This window comes from Halocynthiibacter styelae (assembly GCF_016123485.1).
Taxonomy (GTDB): domain Bacteria; phylum Pseudomonadota; class Alphaproteobacteria; order Rhodobacterales; family Rhodobacteraceae; genus Halocynthiibacter; species Halocynthiibacter styelae.
On record NZ_JADCKQ010000014.1, the window covers coordinates 28,764 to 45,352 of the forward strand.

A 16,589-nucleotide genomic window follows, 5' to 3' on the forward strand; every position below is an offset into this window, starting at 1 on the left:
TGTTACCGCGGCTCACGCATAGGTGGTGACTATGATCAATATTTCCCGCATATTTACATAATGGGGGAATTTGATTTCACTCGCATTTGCTGTCTTCTGAAGACCACAACAGCGGAGACAGAAACATGAAATATTCAGTAAACAAAATTACGACTTCTCTCGGTGCCCTGGGTCTGGCAGCGTCACTTTCAATGATCGCCACGGCCGCAAGTGCATCCTGCACCGGTGACCGGCATAAGCACAGCTGCACGATGGCAGACGGTGGCAGCTACGAATTGCAGCTGAAGGGAAATACCACCTACATCAAAGGGGTGACTGCTGAAGGGAAACACTGGAGCCGGATTACCCGTAAGCAGAGAAATACCGTCACGGTTACCGCAACAGAACCGAACGGCAATAAATATTACGAAGAGACGGTAACGCGCGGTCAACGCACTGTCACAACTCACATCCCAAGCGACGGACCAGGGTTCACTTTGACTTGCGATGGCGACGATTGTGTGACGACGCCTGGAACCTGATACGGGATGCAGAGCATCTTGCTTTGACTAATCTGGATTGGTTTCCTGGATGGCCAGATTTGAAGCAAAGAAATTCTCTGCAACTCCGGGGCGCACTTATTCCCCCCAGGGTGCGCCTTAAATTCCTTTGAATGACCGGGGGAGAGGAGACGATTTCTGCCAGGGTTCAAATCAGGAAGTTTCCCGAATGTTCATCTATTACACAGCGATGACCTTTGCCGTCTTATGTTCAATCTCAACTTTGGGTGAGATGCTATTTGCTGTCATTGAAGGCCTGTCCTGGAAAACAGTCGGCCTTACTTTGCTTTCACTCTCGCTGGCGCTGATTTTTTATATGATTGCAGCCTGGTACAGTTCAGATCCACAATCTTTCGATTTGCCGCTCTCTCTTTGCGAGGGTATCGGAAAATGAGATTTGTAACTTAGCAGGAAAACGTTGCCTCCCGGTTGGGCTTCCGGCAGATCAGTTGGAACCCTGTACGTTCTGGTGGGATTTCGATTTTTTCAGATCTTCAAGAATATGACGCAGGTCATCGCGCCAGGAAGGTCGTTCGATCTTGTGATCCTCAAAGATTAAACTGCAGTCGAGGCGGGAATTTTGTGGCCGTTTTGCCGGGGTTGGAAATTCTGCACCGGGTATATCTCTGATCTGGGGGGACAGATCCGACCGGGCAAAGATTTCGCGGGCAAAATCAGCCCAGCTTACATTCGGGTAACCAGAAAGATGATACAGGCCCGGTGGTCCGCCGGTATGCAGTTTTTCGGCCAGTGTCAGACATGCGCGTGCGATTGAATGTGCTGACGTTGGGCCACCAATCTGGTCGCCAACAATTGTTAACACATCACGTTCTGCACCCAATCGCAGCATGGTTTTTACAAAATTGTTCCCATGGGCAGAAAATATCCATGAGGTTCGTAAAATGGCCGCCTTAACCTTCGACGCGGTGATTGCCTGTTCGCCCATCAGTTTACTTTGCCCATAGGCATTCACGGGCGCGGTGTGATCCGTCGTCTTCCATGGTTTTTCACCTGAACCATCGAAAACATAGTCTGTGGATATATGAACCAATGGGGTGTTGGACGCCGCGCAGGCCGTTGCGAGGGCATCAACCGAGGCTCCGTTTATTGTATTGGCCAGCTCTGTTTCTTCTTCGGCCCGGTCAACTGCAGTATAGGCGACAGCGTTGATCACGGCATGAACGTCCAGTTGCGCCGCAGCGTTGGTAACGGCTTTGGGGTTCGAGAAATCAACAACATCCCGGCCCAGAACCTGAATGTCATGTTGTCCTGATCCGATCCGCTGCAGTTCTGTGGCGACCTGACCGGTCTTGCCGAATATGGCGATTCTCATGTTCGGCCTACTCGAAGGGCGATTCAAACTGCGCGAAATCAATCGCGTTGGCATCTTTATCGGAAACGGTCGCTTTGGAGGGATCAATACCCCAGTCGATCCCCAGGCCATCGCTTGCAAAATGCACAGCACCATCGCTTGCGGGGGCGTAAAAGTCTGTGCATTTATATAACATTTCGGTGTTGGGTTTCAGAGTGACAAAACCATGCAAAAACCCTTTTGGCACAAACAGTTGCTGGCCGTTTTCTGCGCTTAATTCCACGCATATCGACTGGCCAAAAGTTGCTGAGCTTTTGCGTATATCCACCGCTACATCCAACAAAGCGCCCTGACCACATCGCACCAGTTTGTCTTGCGCATGCGGAGGGGCCTGAAAGTGCAACCCGCGGATGGTTCCGGCCTGCGCCGAAATAGATTGGCTGTCCTGGACGAATTCGTATGTCAGGCCGGCTTTCTGTGCATCACTTTTGTTCCAGACTTCTGAAAAGAAGCCTCTTTCATCCACAAACCGGCGCGGAGTGACAATTAACACGCCCTTTAACGATGTCGTTTCGATATCCATTGTGGCTGAAGGGCTCCGTTCCGGGGTGTGTTGTATTCTCTGGGATTAACAATGGGGGCTGCCGCAAAGTTTCTCCGGACTTTAGTATCACGATTAATCCGGCGTAAGCAATTTCGCCGTAAGGGTTATAATTTGGGTTACATTTTCAGCAACGGCTTTGTCATGTAATCGCTTGAGTTGTTTAACATTCCGAAAGCGCCGGATGTTCTGAACGAACCAGTCAGAACTTGCGCTAAGATCTGCATGATCCAGCATAGCTTCAGCAAGTTCATAGTCTGCACGGGTCATAACTGAGGATAAAGCGGCAAACATGTCCGTTTGTGACAAATCCGGTTTTTCATCCTCTGACACCAGGTTTAGATATCGTTCGGCGTAATCCGGCCCGAAGAGTTTCTCATTTTGGGTCAGGTCATAAAAATACTGCCTGACAGGTTCGAGCTTTTCCAGCGCCACAAGCAGAAGGTCACGGGACGGCAGATAGATTGAAGTGTCGTTGGTAAAGGCGCTGCCAAAAGCCTGAATAAGGGGCGACCAGTGCTGGCGGGGATCCTGACCTTCCGGAAGGTTCTGAATGATGTGTCGGTGCAGCTTGAGGCGCAAACCGACAGCTTTCCCGGTATCCTTGGTGTTGAGGCGGCGGTCGGCGACAGAAACGGGCGGCAGGCCGACAGAGTATCGAAAATCATTTATAATGGTGCCGCCATTCAGATCTTTCGGATCCATACTGCGCAAGATCACGTGATCTTCGCCAAAAACGTTTCGCAACATTTCGATTTGCGTGCGTAGCTTATCAAGCCTTCGCCAACTGATCTGCAGGATCTGTCTGAATGTACCGATCGCATGGAACGAGGACGTCTGATGCAGCAGGCTGAGCCATAGATCAACAGGATGCCGAAGATAAGCAATAACGTATGGTTTCAGGCTATTCTGAGCAGCAAACTGAGCGGCATTTCGTGCTGATATTTCGGCGACGCTTGATGTGAAGTTGGGACGGTCAACAAAAAATCCCTCTGATGACAACACAATGTTTTTTCCATCGCGAAGATAGGATTGTAATTCCTGTTGCGCTTTTTCCCGGCGGGCATTGTAGTTGTCCTGGGAAAGAGAAATTGTCTCGTTTGCGTAGAACCCGGCAGGCCAGGGGTTGTCCTGGTGGGCCGAAAAAGGGAGGAACATATGCATCTGAAGGCGTTGATGCCCCCCGGTTCCGGGCGTTGCGTAACAGACCCCGTCTGCCGCATTTTGCAGTTTAAAATCCTGCATATGATTCTGAATAGCGGTGGTGCCGGTCTTGGGGGGGCCTATATGGAAGAAAATTTTCTGATCAGAAGTAGGCATTCGGACTCCGCATCTTAGGATGTTCGGGTGTTTCTCATTAACAAAGGTCAGATCTGCAGGGTGCGGGTTTTATTGGCATAGGTGTGCCACAAGTTGTATGTCAATGAAATCCTGAAATTCTTCTGGTTTTGGCAGGCGTCACGTCTGGTTCACTATTTAAATTTTCAGGATCACTTCAATAATTTTTTAAATTTCAGTTACTTTATCACACAACCTATAATATATATGCTTCCAATGTAATACATGTTGTTGGGCGTAAGGGGTTCCGTTGCATTTTCATATCAGCACATCCAGTCCGCGGGCCTCTTTGGAGAATTGGGGCGAGAAATATTTTGTCGGGTCCCTTGAAAAATCTCTTCAGTGTATGGGACACAGTACAAAAATATGGGGCTATGGTGCGGATATAGAACGACAGGGGCATGATGATGTCGTTTTGCGAATTGTCGGGCGCTTCCTTGAAGATCCCCTGCCAGGATTTCCGAATATTCTCTGGGTGATCAGCCATCCGGAAATGTTGTTACCAAACCTGATCCGGGGCTATCAGAAAGTCTTCGTTGCATCCGAATGGTTTTGTGAGCGTTCCGCGCAAACCTGGAATGCCGACTGGACCTATCTGCCTCAGGCAACGGATCCCGGAATTTTCCCATATGGTCACCAATCTGACACCAGTGGCCGGATTTCCTTTGTTGCGAACACCCAATATCGTGATCGCGACTATTTTAGGATCACAGAATCAGCGCAACTTCCGATAAGCTACGTTGGGCGTGGCTGGGAAAAGCATGTGTCCACGGATGCGATTGAGACTGATCAGATCCCGAATGAGTTGTTGTCAGAACATTATAACCGACATGGATTTGTTATCTGTGATCAGTTCACTTCGATGAAATCATGTGGATTTATGTCGAACAGAATTCTGGATGTGCTTTCGTGTGGTGCGCATCCGGTCATTAAAAGACCTATAGATTTCCCTGAAGAGCTAACGCCTTTTGTCACCTTCGCGTCCAATACGTCAGAGCTGCAAAATGCCTGGGAAAACTGGAAGGCACGGGACATTGCTTTGACGGCCCGGAATGCGCAACAGGCAGCGGATATTGTACGTCAGAAATATGCATTTGATGTTGTCGTGCAGCCTATTGTTGCTGCGGCTGAGCAAGCTTTACTGGAAGGCAATATTGCAGCGCAGATGACGCTGCCTGAGGTCACACCTGCGCGGACAACATCCGGGGAAGAAACATCGCGTCACTTTATTGTATCGGACTCAGATGAAATTTATGACCTGAACAAGAAGAATGCTGAATTTCTTGCTGTTGACGCGCAAAGTACAGCACCGGATGGTGACTATTCTCTGACTGTACTTCTGGCTGGGCGATTGACCGGGATGCCTAATATTCCGGAGGAACACGCACTTCATATCGTTGCACAGCGGTTGTCTAATCTGATCAGGCTGATCCCCGTTATTGAGCTGTCAAACGTAGCAACGATCGTTCAGGACACTGATACTACGGCCTTGTCAGAATATTTTCCCGACGGGACACATCTGATGCCGATTACGCACCTGACGGCACTTTATGATCAGGTCAGAAATGATATTTTACAGGGTGTACCGCGTCAAAACGTGAGCAAGGCCCTTTATAGGCTGTTGCAATATACCCGACGCGTGAAAGCACTGGACGCACCTTATAGTTCATTCCAGAATGACTTTGAGTTCCAGGTGGCTAAATTCAACATTCCATTCGCCCTGCATGATCTGGCCGCGATGCCGGGCCTTCACGGCAATCCAATCGAAGAAGAGACCACCAAATCGCATTACAGCCTTCCCGGACGAAAGGCACCGGCCAGGTTTAAACGCCCTGTTGGGGTCTTCATTCATGCGTTCTATGTGGATGAACTGGAGGACCTGATCGGAGCGACAGAGCGCATCCAGTCTAAATTTTACTACATTTCCACGAATGAAGAAAGTAAATGCGACGAAATCAGATGCCTGCTTGATCGGCTGGGTATTGAAAATTATGAAATCCGGGTTACCGATAACGTTGGCCGGGATATCTTTCCAAAATTCGTAGCTTTCAGAGATGTCTATGAGAACCACGATATCGTTCTGCATCTACATACGAAAAAATCCGCGCATTCTAAGAAGTCGGACGGATGGATGGATCACATTCTGGCTGACCTTCTGGACAATACAGAAGCCGTCAATCGTATCGTATCTTTGTTCGCAAGCATTCCTGAACTGGGCATTATCGCGCCTCGCCCCCCCAGCCATCTCACCGGCGGGTATCGCTGGACCGTGAACAAACACATCGCCAGTGCAATTTTTCCAGACTTAGATTTGCCCGATGATGGTGAATTTGTTTTCCCTATGGGCAGCATGTTCTGGGCGCGCACAGATGCCCTGCGTCCAATCTTAGACAGGCAGCTGACAGCGGAAGATTTTCCAAAGGAAGCGGGGCAACTTGATGGCACAACCGCACATGCGCTTGAACGTCTCATTGGGGTCTGTGCGTCTGATGCTGGTTATCATGTGATCAAATACACAGCGACGCATGACAATAAGTACCGCAAATTCCGGACCCGGTTAAAGACGAACAAAGACTTGTTCGAGGAACTGCTGGCAGCCAACGCCTGAGAGAATTTTAATCATGGTAAATCCATATATCAAACAACCGGAATCAGCTTTTTGGGCCAGGACAATGCAGGGCAACTCAGGCTTGCAATTGCTTCCGATGACCCGGCCGTTCACGTTGAAAGCAACGGAAAAAATCGCAGCCGCCGGCAGTTGTTTTGCGCAGAATATTTCCAGATATCTTATGGCCAGGTATCGTAAGAATTACCTGGTTTCTGAGCCTGCAGCGGAAGGGGAACCCACGTTTTCAGGCCGTTATGGTAATATCTACACCTGCCACCAGTTGTTGCAGCTGATGCAGGAAGTTGAACAGGGTATTGCGGATCCCAATTGTGCGTTGAAACGTCGGGATGGGCGCTATGTCGACTGTTACAGGCCCTTTATTCAAAAGGACGGTTACGAAACGCCGGATGATGTTCGTGCTGCCCGTGACAGGCACTTAGCCAGGGTTTCAGAACTTCTGAGCAATCTCGATGTGTTTGTTTTTACGCTTGGCATGACCGAAGCCTGGCGCGTTCCTGACACCGGGCGCACATTGCCGAACTGTCCCGGGATTTATTCTGACGTTGGACAATATGAGTTTCACAACTATAGCGCTGCTGAAACGACAGCGGCAATGCATTCGGCCCTGGCCTGGTTGCGAAAGATGAATCCGACGGTCAAAGTTATTCTTTCGGTCTCGCCCGTGCCTTTGACTGCGACCTTCTCTGATGAACATGTTGCCGTGGCCAACAGCTTTAGCAAATCAGTACTTCGGGTGTGCTGTGCTGAAATGGAAGCCTCCCATAGTTTTGTGCACTACTTTCCCGCCTATGAGATGATTACGAATTCTTTTACGCAAAACTGTTTCTTCGAAGATGGAAATCGCCGGACGGTGCGGCCAGAGATTGTGGATCAGGTCATGCAGCATTTTGACAAGACCGTCCTGAAAAACCTGTCTTCCCGCAACAAACCCGTCCTGGCCAGTGCCGGAGAAAACCCCGGAGATGACGACATATGTGACGACCTGGAACTGATGAAGGATCTGGATTTTTGATCAATGTTCTGATCGTCAGCGATTGTGCGACAACCGCATTCCTAGACTATATCCGGGCGTTGCACCCCGGGTGTCGGGTGCGTTGCATTGTGACGGCCCGGCTGAACGACTGGCATGAAATACGTGGGGATGCGTTTATTTCCGCGGTTGCCGCAACCGATATCCTGATTTGCCTGCCGAATACTCTCACCCGTTTGAAAGGCTATCTTCCGGAAGCCTCCGCCACGGTCGACGCCCTTGTTGAAAAAGGCGTTTCCACACATAACCCTGATATTCTGCTGCAGTTGGATGGCATCACCAGTCATCAGGGAATGCAGGTTATTGAAATACCGCGCTTTCGCTATTTGGGGCCGCGTGTCGATTGTTTCTGGATGCCGAAACTTACCTCTCCTTTGGGGCGGGGTGCGCTGCATTCGAAAATTGCGGTTTCAGCGTGGATGCTTAAGAAAAATGCCAGCGATACTTTAAAGCTGTTCAATGCGCAACATTTTGAAAACACAGGATATTTTGAACAGTATGAACAGGAACGGGTAAAACTGTTCGACACATATGCAGATTCAGGGATCGATATTTCAGGGGTGCATGCAGATTGGATGCGTCAGGGTGATTTTCAATACAGTCCCAACCATCCGAAGGCTGAGGTTCTGGTGGACATAATGCATATCGCTGCCAACGCATCGGGGCACTTTCCTGTGATCTCAGAGGGCGAATATGCAAACTACAGGCAAAACGTGCCAGATTATATGGCGGATGGCTTGATCTGGCCGGTTTATCCGGAACTTGCAGATTACTGGGGTCTGAGTTCTTATCAACAGCGCTGGCGCACGGGAAAACGCGATGGCGGTGAATATTTCGAATTAGAGGATATGATTAAACGCACATTTGCGAGTCTGGATAGCTTTCAGGACAGCGAGGAAAAGGTTCGCAAGTACCTTGGTGCAGAAGACGTCTGGCACTGGTTTGGCGAAGAAGCCTGTTAGGGAATGCCTGTGGAGTATGAAGTATGACAGAGTCTGAAAATGCAGCCTTTTCCCCTGAGGGTAAAACAGTCTTCATTCATGTCGGCCCGCCCAAAACAGGTACAACAACGATTCAGGCGTATTTGCGCGACCACCACGACTTTCTGGCGACGAAAAATACATGGACGATGCCGCATAAGGGTTTGTTGTTTGGTCATAATCTGAACGACACAGAATATTGGCAATCAGCCTTTATGGACCTTGAAGAAAACGGTTTGCCCATGGGGGAACGCAGTTATTGTTTTTCGCCCCGCCTGTTTGCCCAGAACAAAGCACTTTGTCGTGCCCACATCCAGCAGGGCATTGAGCAACAGCAAAACATTGTGCTGTCTTCCGAAGCGCTTTGGCGTGCGGGGCCAGTGGTAAGTGAACGTATCGCCGATTATTTCCGCAGTTATGGTTATAAGGTTCGCTTTATTATTTATATGCGTTCTCCGCTGCAGGCGACGCTGTCCTGGATCAGCCAGCGCGCCACTGTTGGTTTCATGTCTAAACGTTCTGTGGGATCGGCCCATGCAATGATCCGGTTAACCCGGGTTTGGCTGACAGATATGCAGGCCCGCTTTGGGCCTGACGAACTGGATATTCGTCGATTTGATCAGGCCTGCTTTCCGCAGGGAAATCTGATCTCTGATTTTCTGTCTGCCATTGGTTTGTCAGATGTCGCATGCCCGGCTGAGAATCAGAAAAGAAATATTGGTGCGGGTCAGCTTTGTACGCATGTCGGGCTTGAGGTGAACGCCCGGTTGATGCGGCAATATAAAAACTCTCATATCGGATTGCATTTTAAGCCACATCAGCTGCGCAAGCATCTTGCGGAACTGGAAGTCGGCCCCTACCGCCCGTCGGATGAAGTTATAAGATCCTTATATAACAGCAGCGGGGAGGACATTGATCTTCTGCGGGAGCTGACCGGATTTACCGACATATATGACCATGAAACGATCCTGGAGACTGCCCTGCAAATGCCGCAAGTTGATGTATCTGACGAAGACATTATGCGATTGAGTGATGAGATCCTGAACAGCGCTGTCAGACAGGAGGAAGAGGAAGTCGTTGCCCAGCTGAACAAAGCACCTGTTGCAGAAGCGCAGGACTATTTCCTGGCGGCCTTACCTCTTGTGCACAGCCTGCGTCTGGCGCGCAGCATCCGGGATAAGGCTGTGGATGAAGGCCTGGGGGATATCGCTGAAATTTACGCAAGGCTGGCCCTGCTTATGACCACGGAAGTCTTCCGTCGTGACATTGCGGTATATTCTATGATCATTCTAAATCGAAACAGCTTTTTTGATCAGACCGATCAGGTCGTGCGCGATCTGGTGGCCCGGATTAATGATAGTGAAAAATCCCGTGAAAATATCTTTAACCGCCTGAAGCGTGAAAGCAGTGATCTGACTTTATGACCTCATCTCAACCTAATCTGTTTTTGCATCTGGGCCCGCCTAAATCTGCCAGTACGACAATCCAGGCCTACCTTGACAGCTTTCGCCTGCCACTGCTGAAGATGGGGCTTTATGTGCCCAGGCGCGGGCGTACAATGCATAACGCGATTATTCAGACGGCCATTCATCCGCATTATAATATCGACCATTTTGATCCGCTGAGCGCCGTTTACTGGCCATGGGCACGATCGGCAAAGGCATGGGCAAATGAACGTGCGCACTGCCTGCAGGAACTGGCAAAGCCCCTGTGGGATCGCACGGATATCATTCTTTCATCTGAAGCACTCTTTTTCCGTGATCCCCATCATATGCTGGGTGCCCTTAAGGCGTTTTGTGATCTGTACGGTTATCGATTGAGGCCCGTATTGTATCTGCGTAATCCCGTTTCTGCAGCGCGTAGTTTTGCGGCGCACAGCATGGTCTGGGCGCCCTTTGTGCAGAATGACGAAGCGCATTTGCAGCGTATCATTCACTATTGTAACCATCTTGAGAAATTCGTTATGGCTGCTGATGAACTGCTGGGTTCGGAGTCCTGTATTTTACGGCCGTTACACCGCGATCTTTTGCCTGAGGGGTGCTTATTTACCGATTTGCATCAAAGCCTGGGTCTGCCAGCTTATGGGAATTGGGGAAAATATGCCCGCAATGAAAACGAAGGCTACGGGCAGGTTGCCGCGGAATTGTCCGCCGCTCTGACCCAGCAACAAAGTACAGTCCACGCAACACCACAGGCCCGTGCCATTCATCGCGCATCGGCACTGCCAGATACCTTGCGATCCCTTATTCGCGACGAAACGCCTTTTGCCCTTAATTCCAGGCTACAGCAGAACATTACGACCGCAACTGCTGCGCATTGCAAAGCTATGTGTGAACGCACGGGTTTTACACAAGTCTACGCACCCGAGGCCGCCACAGAACCTTCGCCGCGCGGGTTGGAAAGAAAAGACTTCATGCGGGTGAAGCGCCGTCTTACCACCGTCAGCACGGACCACAAAAACACCCGTTTACATGGGCAACGCGGAGAGGCCATGCGCCTGTCTGAAGATCCCGGATTTCACGTATTTCTGAAAGTGCAGAACGCCACAGATGAGGCTGCCTTGTCGCCATGGCTGCAAAAGTTCCGGGCCTGCAATCCTGGTTTCGTCAGGCAGATATTCATCACAGATATGCGCCCGGGTGTTGTGTATGAAGAAGATTGGGTCACTGAAGTGGAAGCTTCAGGCGCTGTTTTCATTCAACAAAGCCGGGCTGAAACGCCAACTGTTGCTGATATGTTAAGAGAATTGCCGGATGAACCCGTCGTCAGCCTGTCTTTGTCTATACGGCCTCCCAGCCTGAAGGGATCACTGATCGACATCAACATGAACTGCGCCCCGCATCGTCACGAAAACCAGATGTCACGCTGGCTGGATACATCTGAACTAAGCGCCTTTTGGGGCAAGCTTTGCGAGGCTTTTGAACTGTCAGAAAGCCGGATCCGTCAGCAGCGGTATTCCGAACAGGATTGGCGTCAGTTTCCACAATATGGCGATGATTGGCTGATTACGCCCGACCCCCATCGCTTTGCTGACCAATATCAGAAAGTCTGTAAGGGGCTTCAGGTCGCAGAGAAGGCCCCCTGGTGCAATCTTCCCCTGACAGATCTTATTCGGATTACGGCCTTGCCGCTGACCATTGGCCTGTGTGGTGGTGGTCCTGACCTGATTGCGCAGGATATTTTCGTTAGTCAGGCACAGCCATAAAAACCTGATCACTCGCAACAGATTTAAGAACAATTTCACCAGTCATGCGAGGATCTTTCCAGAAGGAAAAACCACAATAAATCATATTGCGGTTTCTCTTCCGTGCCCCGATGTGCTGGTTGGCCAGGTAAGGCCCTGTTTGGTACTGGCCGTCAGTCACGACAAATGGCAGGGATAAGTTATTTTGTGCCGGATCCGTCAGCCATCCGCTGACATGTCCATCACCCGTCACCTGAAGCGCGCCTTCTGTTTTTACCGGTGAAAGCTGTGGTGCATTTTCCAGCAATTTGTCCCGCCATTTTTTCAGGCGAACTTGCCGTCGTTCGGGTTGCAAAGCAGCAATAAGATTGACCTCATCGTCTGACTGCAAAACATTGCACAGCCACAAATAATTCTTCCAGAGTTTCGGGTTCGAAACGTGGCGCAGTATTGCCATACGGTACGCAGACCGGGCCTCATAGTAACGATGGTGGCGCAGAAAAAGCTCTGCAACCTGCTGTAAAAGGTCAGCATTCGTACAAAAGCGCAAAGCCGTCATATCTGCGCGTTCAACATCGCCGCTTTTTATGGCGTCATGCAGTGTCTGATCCGCCTCGCCTGCCCGTTTGTGACGCAAATTCTGATGCAATGTTTCCAGATCAGGCGCATTATCTGTTTTTAAGACTGTGACTTTTGCAGTCCTGGATGTGTTAACGTCCGGGAACTGCGCATGAAACCAGCGCTTGTCCTCGCGGCGCGTGTCTTCCCAGATCCGCTGCCAGTTATCCGGCACCTGAAAGGGCTGATCTGTGAAATGCGCGGCAACATCGGCCAGCCATGGATCGCGGTCCGGGTTCATCAACCCGTTCTTCAACAGGGGATTTTTTGCGTTTAAGGCGGACATTTGTGTGATGAACTGATCACTGGCCCGGGTGTTTTGGGGGGCATCTTCAAAAGAAATCTCAGAGATCTGCGCCGTGTTACAGAAATCCTTTAGCAAATTCCCGTCGACAAACCCTGAAGGATCAAAGGGGCGCATCTGTAAATCTGCCGTCGCAAAAGCCCTTTGGACTTTCTCAATGCGATCCCGGATCGGTGCCAGCATTGCGCTTTGTAAATCCTCTTCCCCGTGAAGATGTCGTTCCACCTGCTCTAACGTAAAACCAGATTTTACAAGCTCCTGCACGGATGAAGACAATCCACCCATCGGATCGCGGACATAGAGAACGATACTGACCTGACTGAATAAAGCGCTAAAGAAATCTGCCATTGCGCTGAGATCTTCTTCCGGGAAATCCGTCAGATCCTCACAGGAGATCATGACATCACCCAACGTCATGGTTAGGAAACGTCGCAAATGCGCCATACACTGCTGTCCGTGATGCGCCTGTTCAGACGCGCTGTGTATACCTAAGCGGGCAAACAATGGGTCAGCCGCATCAAACCGGCGAAACATCAGTGCCAGAGGCGCGTTATGTTCTTGCGAAATATCCCAATATACCACGCCGGATAAACGCCCGGCGCGTTGTGCTTCGAATGCGGCTTTCTGGATGCTGCTGCTGCCGGTTTTATGCAGTCCTGCATGTAATATAAGGCGCCTGTGCTGAGCCATCATCATACTTTCGGGAAGGGAATACAGCGAGACCCCAGGTGTTTGTTCTGTTCAAACATTTGCAGGCGCCGTTCAGACAGCTCCCCACGGTCCGCGGGAAATCCCAGATAGAGACTGCCATCGCGTTTCAGTGGAATTGAATGGGGTGTTTCACCTTCATACCAGGCAAATTCACTGTTCACATGCAGACTACCCTGAATGCAGGGATAAATGTCACGCCAGAGAAAATCCTGATCCCATGTACGGTCCTGAAACCCATGAAGACGCCCATAGCGCATCATCAGTTCTGGCATTTCAGGACAGATGCCGCCTCTGCCCCCCCAAAGCCCGGCCAGCATCGGCCAGTTGTGCCCGGGGTGATCCCGGATCACATGGGTGTTTTTTCCTGCCGACATCCAGTGATCTACTGCTGCTTTATCACGTGCGCTAAGTACCGTATCAATGTCGCGGACAAGAAACCGGTCAACGGTCGGATCAGAGGCCGGCAAAAAGCGCCAGCCCAGCCCATCATAGGCAGCGGTCTGCGTCATGATTTCGACTTCAGCCCCCGCAGCGCGCAGCTGATCTGGTAAATCAGCTGCATTCAGGTGGGACAGGTAAATGCGCACCTGCCATTCTGGGTAAAATTCTTTCGCGGCTTCAATATTGTCGAAAGCGCCCTGAATGTATTCAGCACCCTCCCCGAATAAAGAAAATGCGATAATCCGGCGGTTTGCGCCATCTGGGGCAGTTTCCGCCTTTAATCTGTCATACTCAGCCTGAAAACCGGGATAGTCTGTGGGTCCTTCCGGCATCCGTGCAAACCAGATATCAGCATCCGCCTTCGCCCCGGATCGTGCTGCAGCAACCGCACATAACCCCTGATAGTAAGGCGCATTGGGCACGAGACGGATAAGATCGCGGGCCACCTGACAGGCATTGTCATACTGGCCTGCTCTCAGAAGGTTTGATAAATAGGCTTGCTGGTTTTGTGCCACGTCAGGAAAGCGCAGTGCCAATTTGCCTGATAGTTTTAAAGCTTGTTCATGCTGACCTGTCGCCGACAGATACTGACTAAGCACGCAGCGGGCGGCGCGCCGCGCAGGTGCAGGCTGCGCTTTATCATTCGTGAGGCTGCGGATTGTTTTTTTGAAATTGTGGTCGGCCTGACAGATTGAATCCAGGCCAGGACCAGACGCAAAAGGATACTTCCACCGCTGCGCCTCATCAAAAAATGTCTGAGGCGCGTTCTGAAGGGTCATTAAGTTTTTGTCGTGCGGGAGGGCCTGAACCGCCGGCGCAGGCAATTTGGCATGAGGTTCCATCTGGGCAAGCGTCAGCGATTTATCAAATAAATCGCGCAAATCCGGATGTTCTTCAGGCAACCGGCCTTTCCATAACTGCGCCTCTGTCCCTGTCAGTCGAAACGGCTTGTAAGCCTCACCTGAAAGTAGCGAGTCAGTCAGATCCACGCCGTATATACGGGCAACTTCGGCGCGATCTTTCTGCCATCGGGCACGAATGTCGTTCACCAGTTCCGGCGGCATAATATCCTTCGCATGCAAGGTCGCAGGTTGCGGCGCGATCTTACCCAACATCCTTGCAAATGCGTCACGTTGCACCGCATCCTTTGACACCGCAATGCTGCGCTGCAAAAGGATCAGCCCATCCCGGCACAGCGTTTTCACATTGCGTTGCACAGGCTTTGTCTGTGGCGGTAAAACATGGCTTCCGCCCGTAATTTCCAGAAACGCAGGGACAATACCTTCCCCTTCTCTGGCGGCGTCAAAATCGATAATATGCACCTGCCCAAAGGCCTGCATTTCGGCAAGCATCCGGGCATAGCCCCGACGCACATACCGTCGCGATGGCCCCCAATGTTCAATAAGATCCTGCGTGCCCGAGACTCCCCAGACGGCTTCTTTGTAATGCGACAAAATATAATCAAAAGGCTGCCGCAGGGTGACAATGAAATGCAGGTCTGCATCTTCCGAAATTTCAGCCATCACATCTGCACGAAAGCGGTCTGTGCGCATAGAGATCGATTCATGCGATATGATCATAGTATGGGCGTCGCTGTCATTTTTAAACGATACAAACGTGTCCGCCCAATCGACCCCCATAAACGGGTAATCTTTGTGAAATTCCAAAATATAGGGCAACACCTCTGAATGCGCCGGAGGGAGAAAATCAAGTTTCAGATTTTCCTTGCTGTAGTGACCCGGTGAAAAGGGAAACCACCAGCCTGCCCGGCGCAAATCTTCATGCCCGTTCATCAACACATTCTGAATAGACGTTGTTGCAGTTTTTGGCATGCCCGTGTGAATAAAAATACGTTTCCGCGCCATCTGCACCGCCTGTGAAATTACTTGTTAGCAGCCATTAGAATATTCTATAATCAACCTGTTTTCAAACGGAGTGATCAGTATGTTGTACAAGCCCAATGGCATGAGCTGGAAACACGGTTGGATTACACCGGAAGTTCTGGTTCAGGGTGCGCATCAATGCTTGTCAGATAGCATTCCCGATCTTCCCAGCCCTCATGTCAGCACAGAGAACCTGTCACTTGTACATGTGATGAATATCTTTCAGCCAACCTTCAAAGAAGGCACGTCATCACTGGTGCTGAACCGCACGTTGCAATCTATGGAAATCGCTGCGGCCAACAGTCCTATGCCGCTGACTCTTGTAAATGTGCAGGAAGATATAGAAACCGACTGTACCCCTGCTGGTTTTATACGTGCTGCCCCTGTGACGCGATCCACAGCAACAGAATACCCGGAACTGGCCCAACGCCGCCTTCCATTCATTTTTGACATCATCGATTCTGGCGCGGAACATGCCGGCGAAGATGACTTTCTGATATACACCAACGCCGATATTTGCCTGCGACCACAGTTTTATAGCTTTGTGAGGAATATTATCAGTCGCGGTTTTGATGCATTTGTCGTTAACCGACGGGATATGGACGCGGACCTTTTGCATGATGACCTGCATCTTCTTGCTGAATTTGATCAGGGCTGGGCGCATACCGGGTTCGACTGTTTTGTCTTCCGCCGGTCACTGTTGGCCAATTTACAGCGCGCAATGTGTTGTGTCGGAGTGCGCTATATCGGCTGGTCTATATTTGCCAATCTCCTGGCGAACGCCGATCGCTTCGCGCTCTTTAAAAATGTGCATGCCACTTATCATTTTGGTCAGGATGAACGCACCAATGCATCAGAAGCCCAGGCGCTTGAAGTCCATAATGGCGAGCAACTGCAAGCAATGTTGCGGGCGCTGATGCAGGATAAAAAGGCGGCAGAGCGCTTGCAGATATTTGCAGAAACAGAACATTTCCTGCCCCCAGCAGTGGAAGAAGTTCTGACAGGTTCAGCAGGTTAGA

Annotated in this window: 13 protein-coding genes; 8 read left to right on the plus strand and 5 right to left on the minus strand. The window is 50.5% G+C overall.

Features of this window, described 5'->3' with window-relative positions; genetic code table 11:
* The first annotated feature begins 125 nt into the window (after positions 1–125).
* Together H1D41_RS15605 and H1D41_RS15610 are read left to right on the plus strand one after the other, a co-directional pair.
* Positions 126–521 carry a hypothetical protein gene (locus tag H1D41_RS15605; protein WP_228849793.1) on the plus strand — a complete coding sequence of 132 codons (396 nt, stop codon included), beginning with the start codon at positions 126–128 and terminating at the stop codon, positions 519–521.
* A gap of 187 nt (positions 522–708) precedes the next feature.
* Positions 709–933 (plus strand): hypothetical protein, encoded by a 225-nt coding sequence (locus H1D41_RS15610; protein WP_228849794.1) that lies wholly within the window; start codon positions 709–711, stop codon positions 931–933.
* A gap of 51 nt (positions 934–984) precedes the next feature.
* Here H1D41_RS15610 and rfbD read toward each other — a convergent pair whose 3' ends face one another.
* From rfbD to H1D41_RS15625, 3 genes are all read right to left on the minus strand, one after another.
* Positions 985–1,872, minus strand: coding sequence for a dTDP-4-dehydrorhamnose reductase (rfbD, locus tag H1D41_RS15615; protein WP_228849795.1), 888 nt, complete (start codon positions 1,870–1,872; stop codon positions 985–987).
* 7 nt (positions 1,873–1,879) lie between these two features.
* Positions 1,880–2,434 carry a dTDP-4-dehydrorhamnose 3,5-epimerase gene (gene rfbC / locus H1D41_RS15620; protein ID WP_228849796.1) on the minus strand — a complete coding sequence of 185 codons (555 nt, stop codon included), beginning with the start codon at positions 2,432–2,434 and terminating at the stop codon, positions 1,880–1,882.
* A gap of 93 nt (positions 2,435–2,527) precedes the next feature.
* Positions 2,528–3,202: a hypothetical protein gene (locus tag H1D41_RS15625; RefSeq protein ID WP_228849797.1), complete on the minus strand. Its 675-nt coding sequence runs from the start codon at positions 3,200–3,202 to the stop codon at positions 2,528–2,530.
* A gap of 934 nt (positions 3,203–4,136) precedes the next feature.
* On the opposite strand from H1D41_RS15625, the gene H1D41_RS15630 reads away from it, so the two are divergent.
* The 5 genes from H1D41_RS15630 (at position 4,137) to H1D41_RS15650 (ending at position 11,634) form a co-directional block, all read left to right on the plus strand.
* Positions 4,137–6,398 (plus strand): rhamnan synthesis F family protein, encoded by a 2,262-nt coding sequence (locus H1D41_RS15630; RefSeq protein WP_228849798.1) that lies wholly within the window; start codon positions 4,137–4,139, stop codon positions 6,396–6,398.
* Positions 6,399–6,495: 97 nt separating this feature from the next.
* Complete coding sequence (locus tag H1D41_RS15635) at positions 6,496–7,431, plus strand: GSCFA domain-containing protein (RefSeq protein WP_228849799.1); 936 nt, start codon at positions 6,496–6,498, stop codon at positions 7,429–7,431.
* Entirely contained in the window at positions 7,428–8,411 is a 984-nt protein-coding gene (locus H1D41_RS15640; RefSeq protein ID WP_228849800.1) for a WcbI family polysaccharide biosynthesis putative acetyltransferase, read from the plus strand. The genes H1D41_RS15635 and H1D41_RS15640 overlap by 4 nt, the downstream gene beginning before the upstream one ends.
* A 23-nt stretch (positions 8,412–8,434) precedes the next feature.
* Positions 8,435–9,853 (plus strand): hypothetical protein, encoded by a 1,419-nt coding sequence (locus H1D41_RS15645; protein WP_228849801.1) that lies wholly within the window; start codon positions 8,435–8,437, stop codon positions 9,851–9,853.
* Positions 9,850–11,634, plus strand: a complete 1,785-nt coding sequence (locus H1D41_RS15650; RefSeq protein WP_228849802.1) for a hypothetical protein — start codon at positions 9,850–9,852, stop codon at positions 11,632–11,634. Before H1D41_RS15645 ends, H1D41_RS15650 begins: the two co-directional genes overlap by 4 nt.
* On the opposite strand, the gene H1D41_RS15655 is transcribed toward H1D41_RS15650, so the two are convergent.
* Both H1D41_RS15655 and H1D41_RS15660 read right to left on the minus strand, forming a co-directional pair.
* On the minus strand, positions 11,615–12,979 hold the full coding sequence (locus tag H1D41_RS15655; protein ID WP_228849803.1) for a hypothetical protein: 1,365 nt from the start codon (positions 12,977–12,979) through the stop codon (positions 11,615–11,617). The two genes, H1D41_RS15650 and H1D41_RS15655, sit on opposite strands and share 20 nt — an antisense overlap.
* A 248-nt stretch (positions 12,980–13,227) precedes the next feature.
* Entirely contained in the window at positions 13,228–15,552 is a 2,325-nt protein-coding gene (locus H1D41_RS15660) for a tetratricopeptide repeat protein (RefSeq protein WP_228849804.1), read from the minus strand.
* A 79-nt stretch (positions 15,553–15,631) separates the two neighbouring features.
* On the opposite strand from H1D41_RS15660, the gene H1D41_RS15665 reads away from it, so the two are divergent.
* Positions 15,632–16,588, plus strand: coding sequence for a hypothetical protein (locus H1D41_RS15665; protein ID WP_228849805.1), 957 nt, complete (start codon positions 15,632–15,634; stop codon positions 16,586–16,588).
* Position 16,589: the final 1 nt, after the last annotated feature.

Coding starts and splice junctions, on each gene's coding strand:
- rfbD (WP_228849795.1), bottom strand. CDS start 1,872: ATGAGAATCGCCATATTCGGCAAGACCGGTCAGGTCGCCACAGAACTG.
- rfbC (WP_228849796.1), bottom strand. CDS start 2,434: ATGGATATCGAAACGACATCGTTAAAGGGCGTGTTAATTGTCACTCCG.
- H1D41_RS15610 (WP_228849794.1), top strand. CDS start 709: ATGTTCATCTATTACACAGCGATGACCTTTGCCGTCTTATGTTCAATC.
- H1D41_RS15625 (WP_228849797.1), bottom strand. CDS start 3,202: ATGTTGCGAAACGTTTTTGGCGAAGATCACGTGATCTTGCGCAGTATG.
- H1D41_RS15650 (WP_228849802.1), top strand. CDS start 9,850: ATGACCTCATCTCAACCTAATCTGTTTTTGCATCTGGGCCCGCCTAAA.
- H1D41_RS15665 (WP_228849805.1), top strand. CDS start 15,632: ATGTTGTACAAGCCCAATGGCATGAGCTGGAAACACGGTTGGATTACA.
- H1D41_RS15660 (WP_228849804.1), bottom strand. CDS start 15,552: ATGGCGCGGAAACGTATTTTTATTCACACGGGCATGCCAAAAACTGCA.
- H1D41_RS15635 (WP_228849799.1), top strand. CDS start 6,496: ATGACCCGGCCGTTCACGTTGAAAGCAACGGAAAAAATCGCAGCCGCC.
- H1D41_RS15630 (WP_228849798.1), top strand. CDS start 4,137: ATGGGACACAGTACAAAAATATGGGGCTATGGTGCGGATATAGAACGA.
- H1D41_RS15655 (WP_228849803.1), bottom strand. CDS start 12,979: ATGGCGCATTTGCGACGTTTCCTAACCATGACGTTGGGTGATGTCATG.
- H1D41_RS15645 (WP_228849801.1), top strand. CDS start 8,435: ATGACAGAGTCTGAAAATGCAGCCTTTTCCCCTGAGGGTAAAACAGTC.
- H1D41_RS15605 (WP_228849793.1), top strand. CDS start 126: ATGAAATATTCAGTAAACAAAATTACGACTTCTCTCGGTGCCCTGGGT.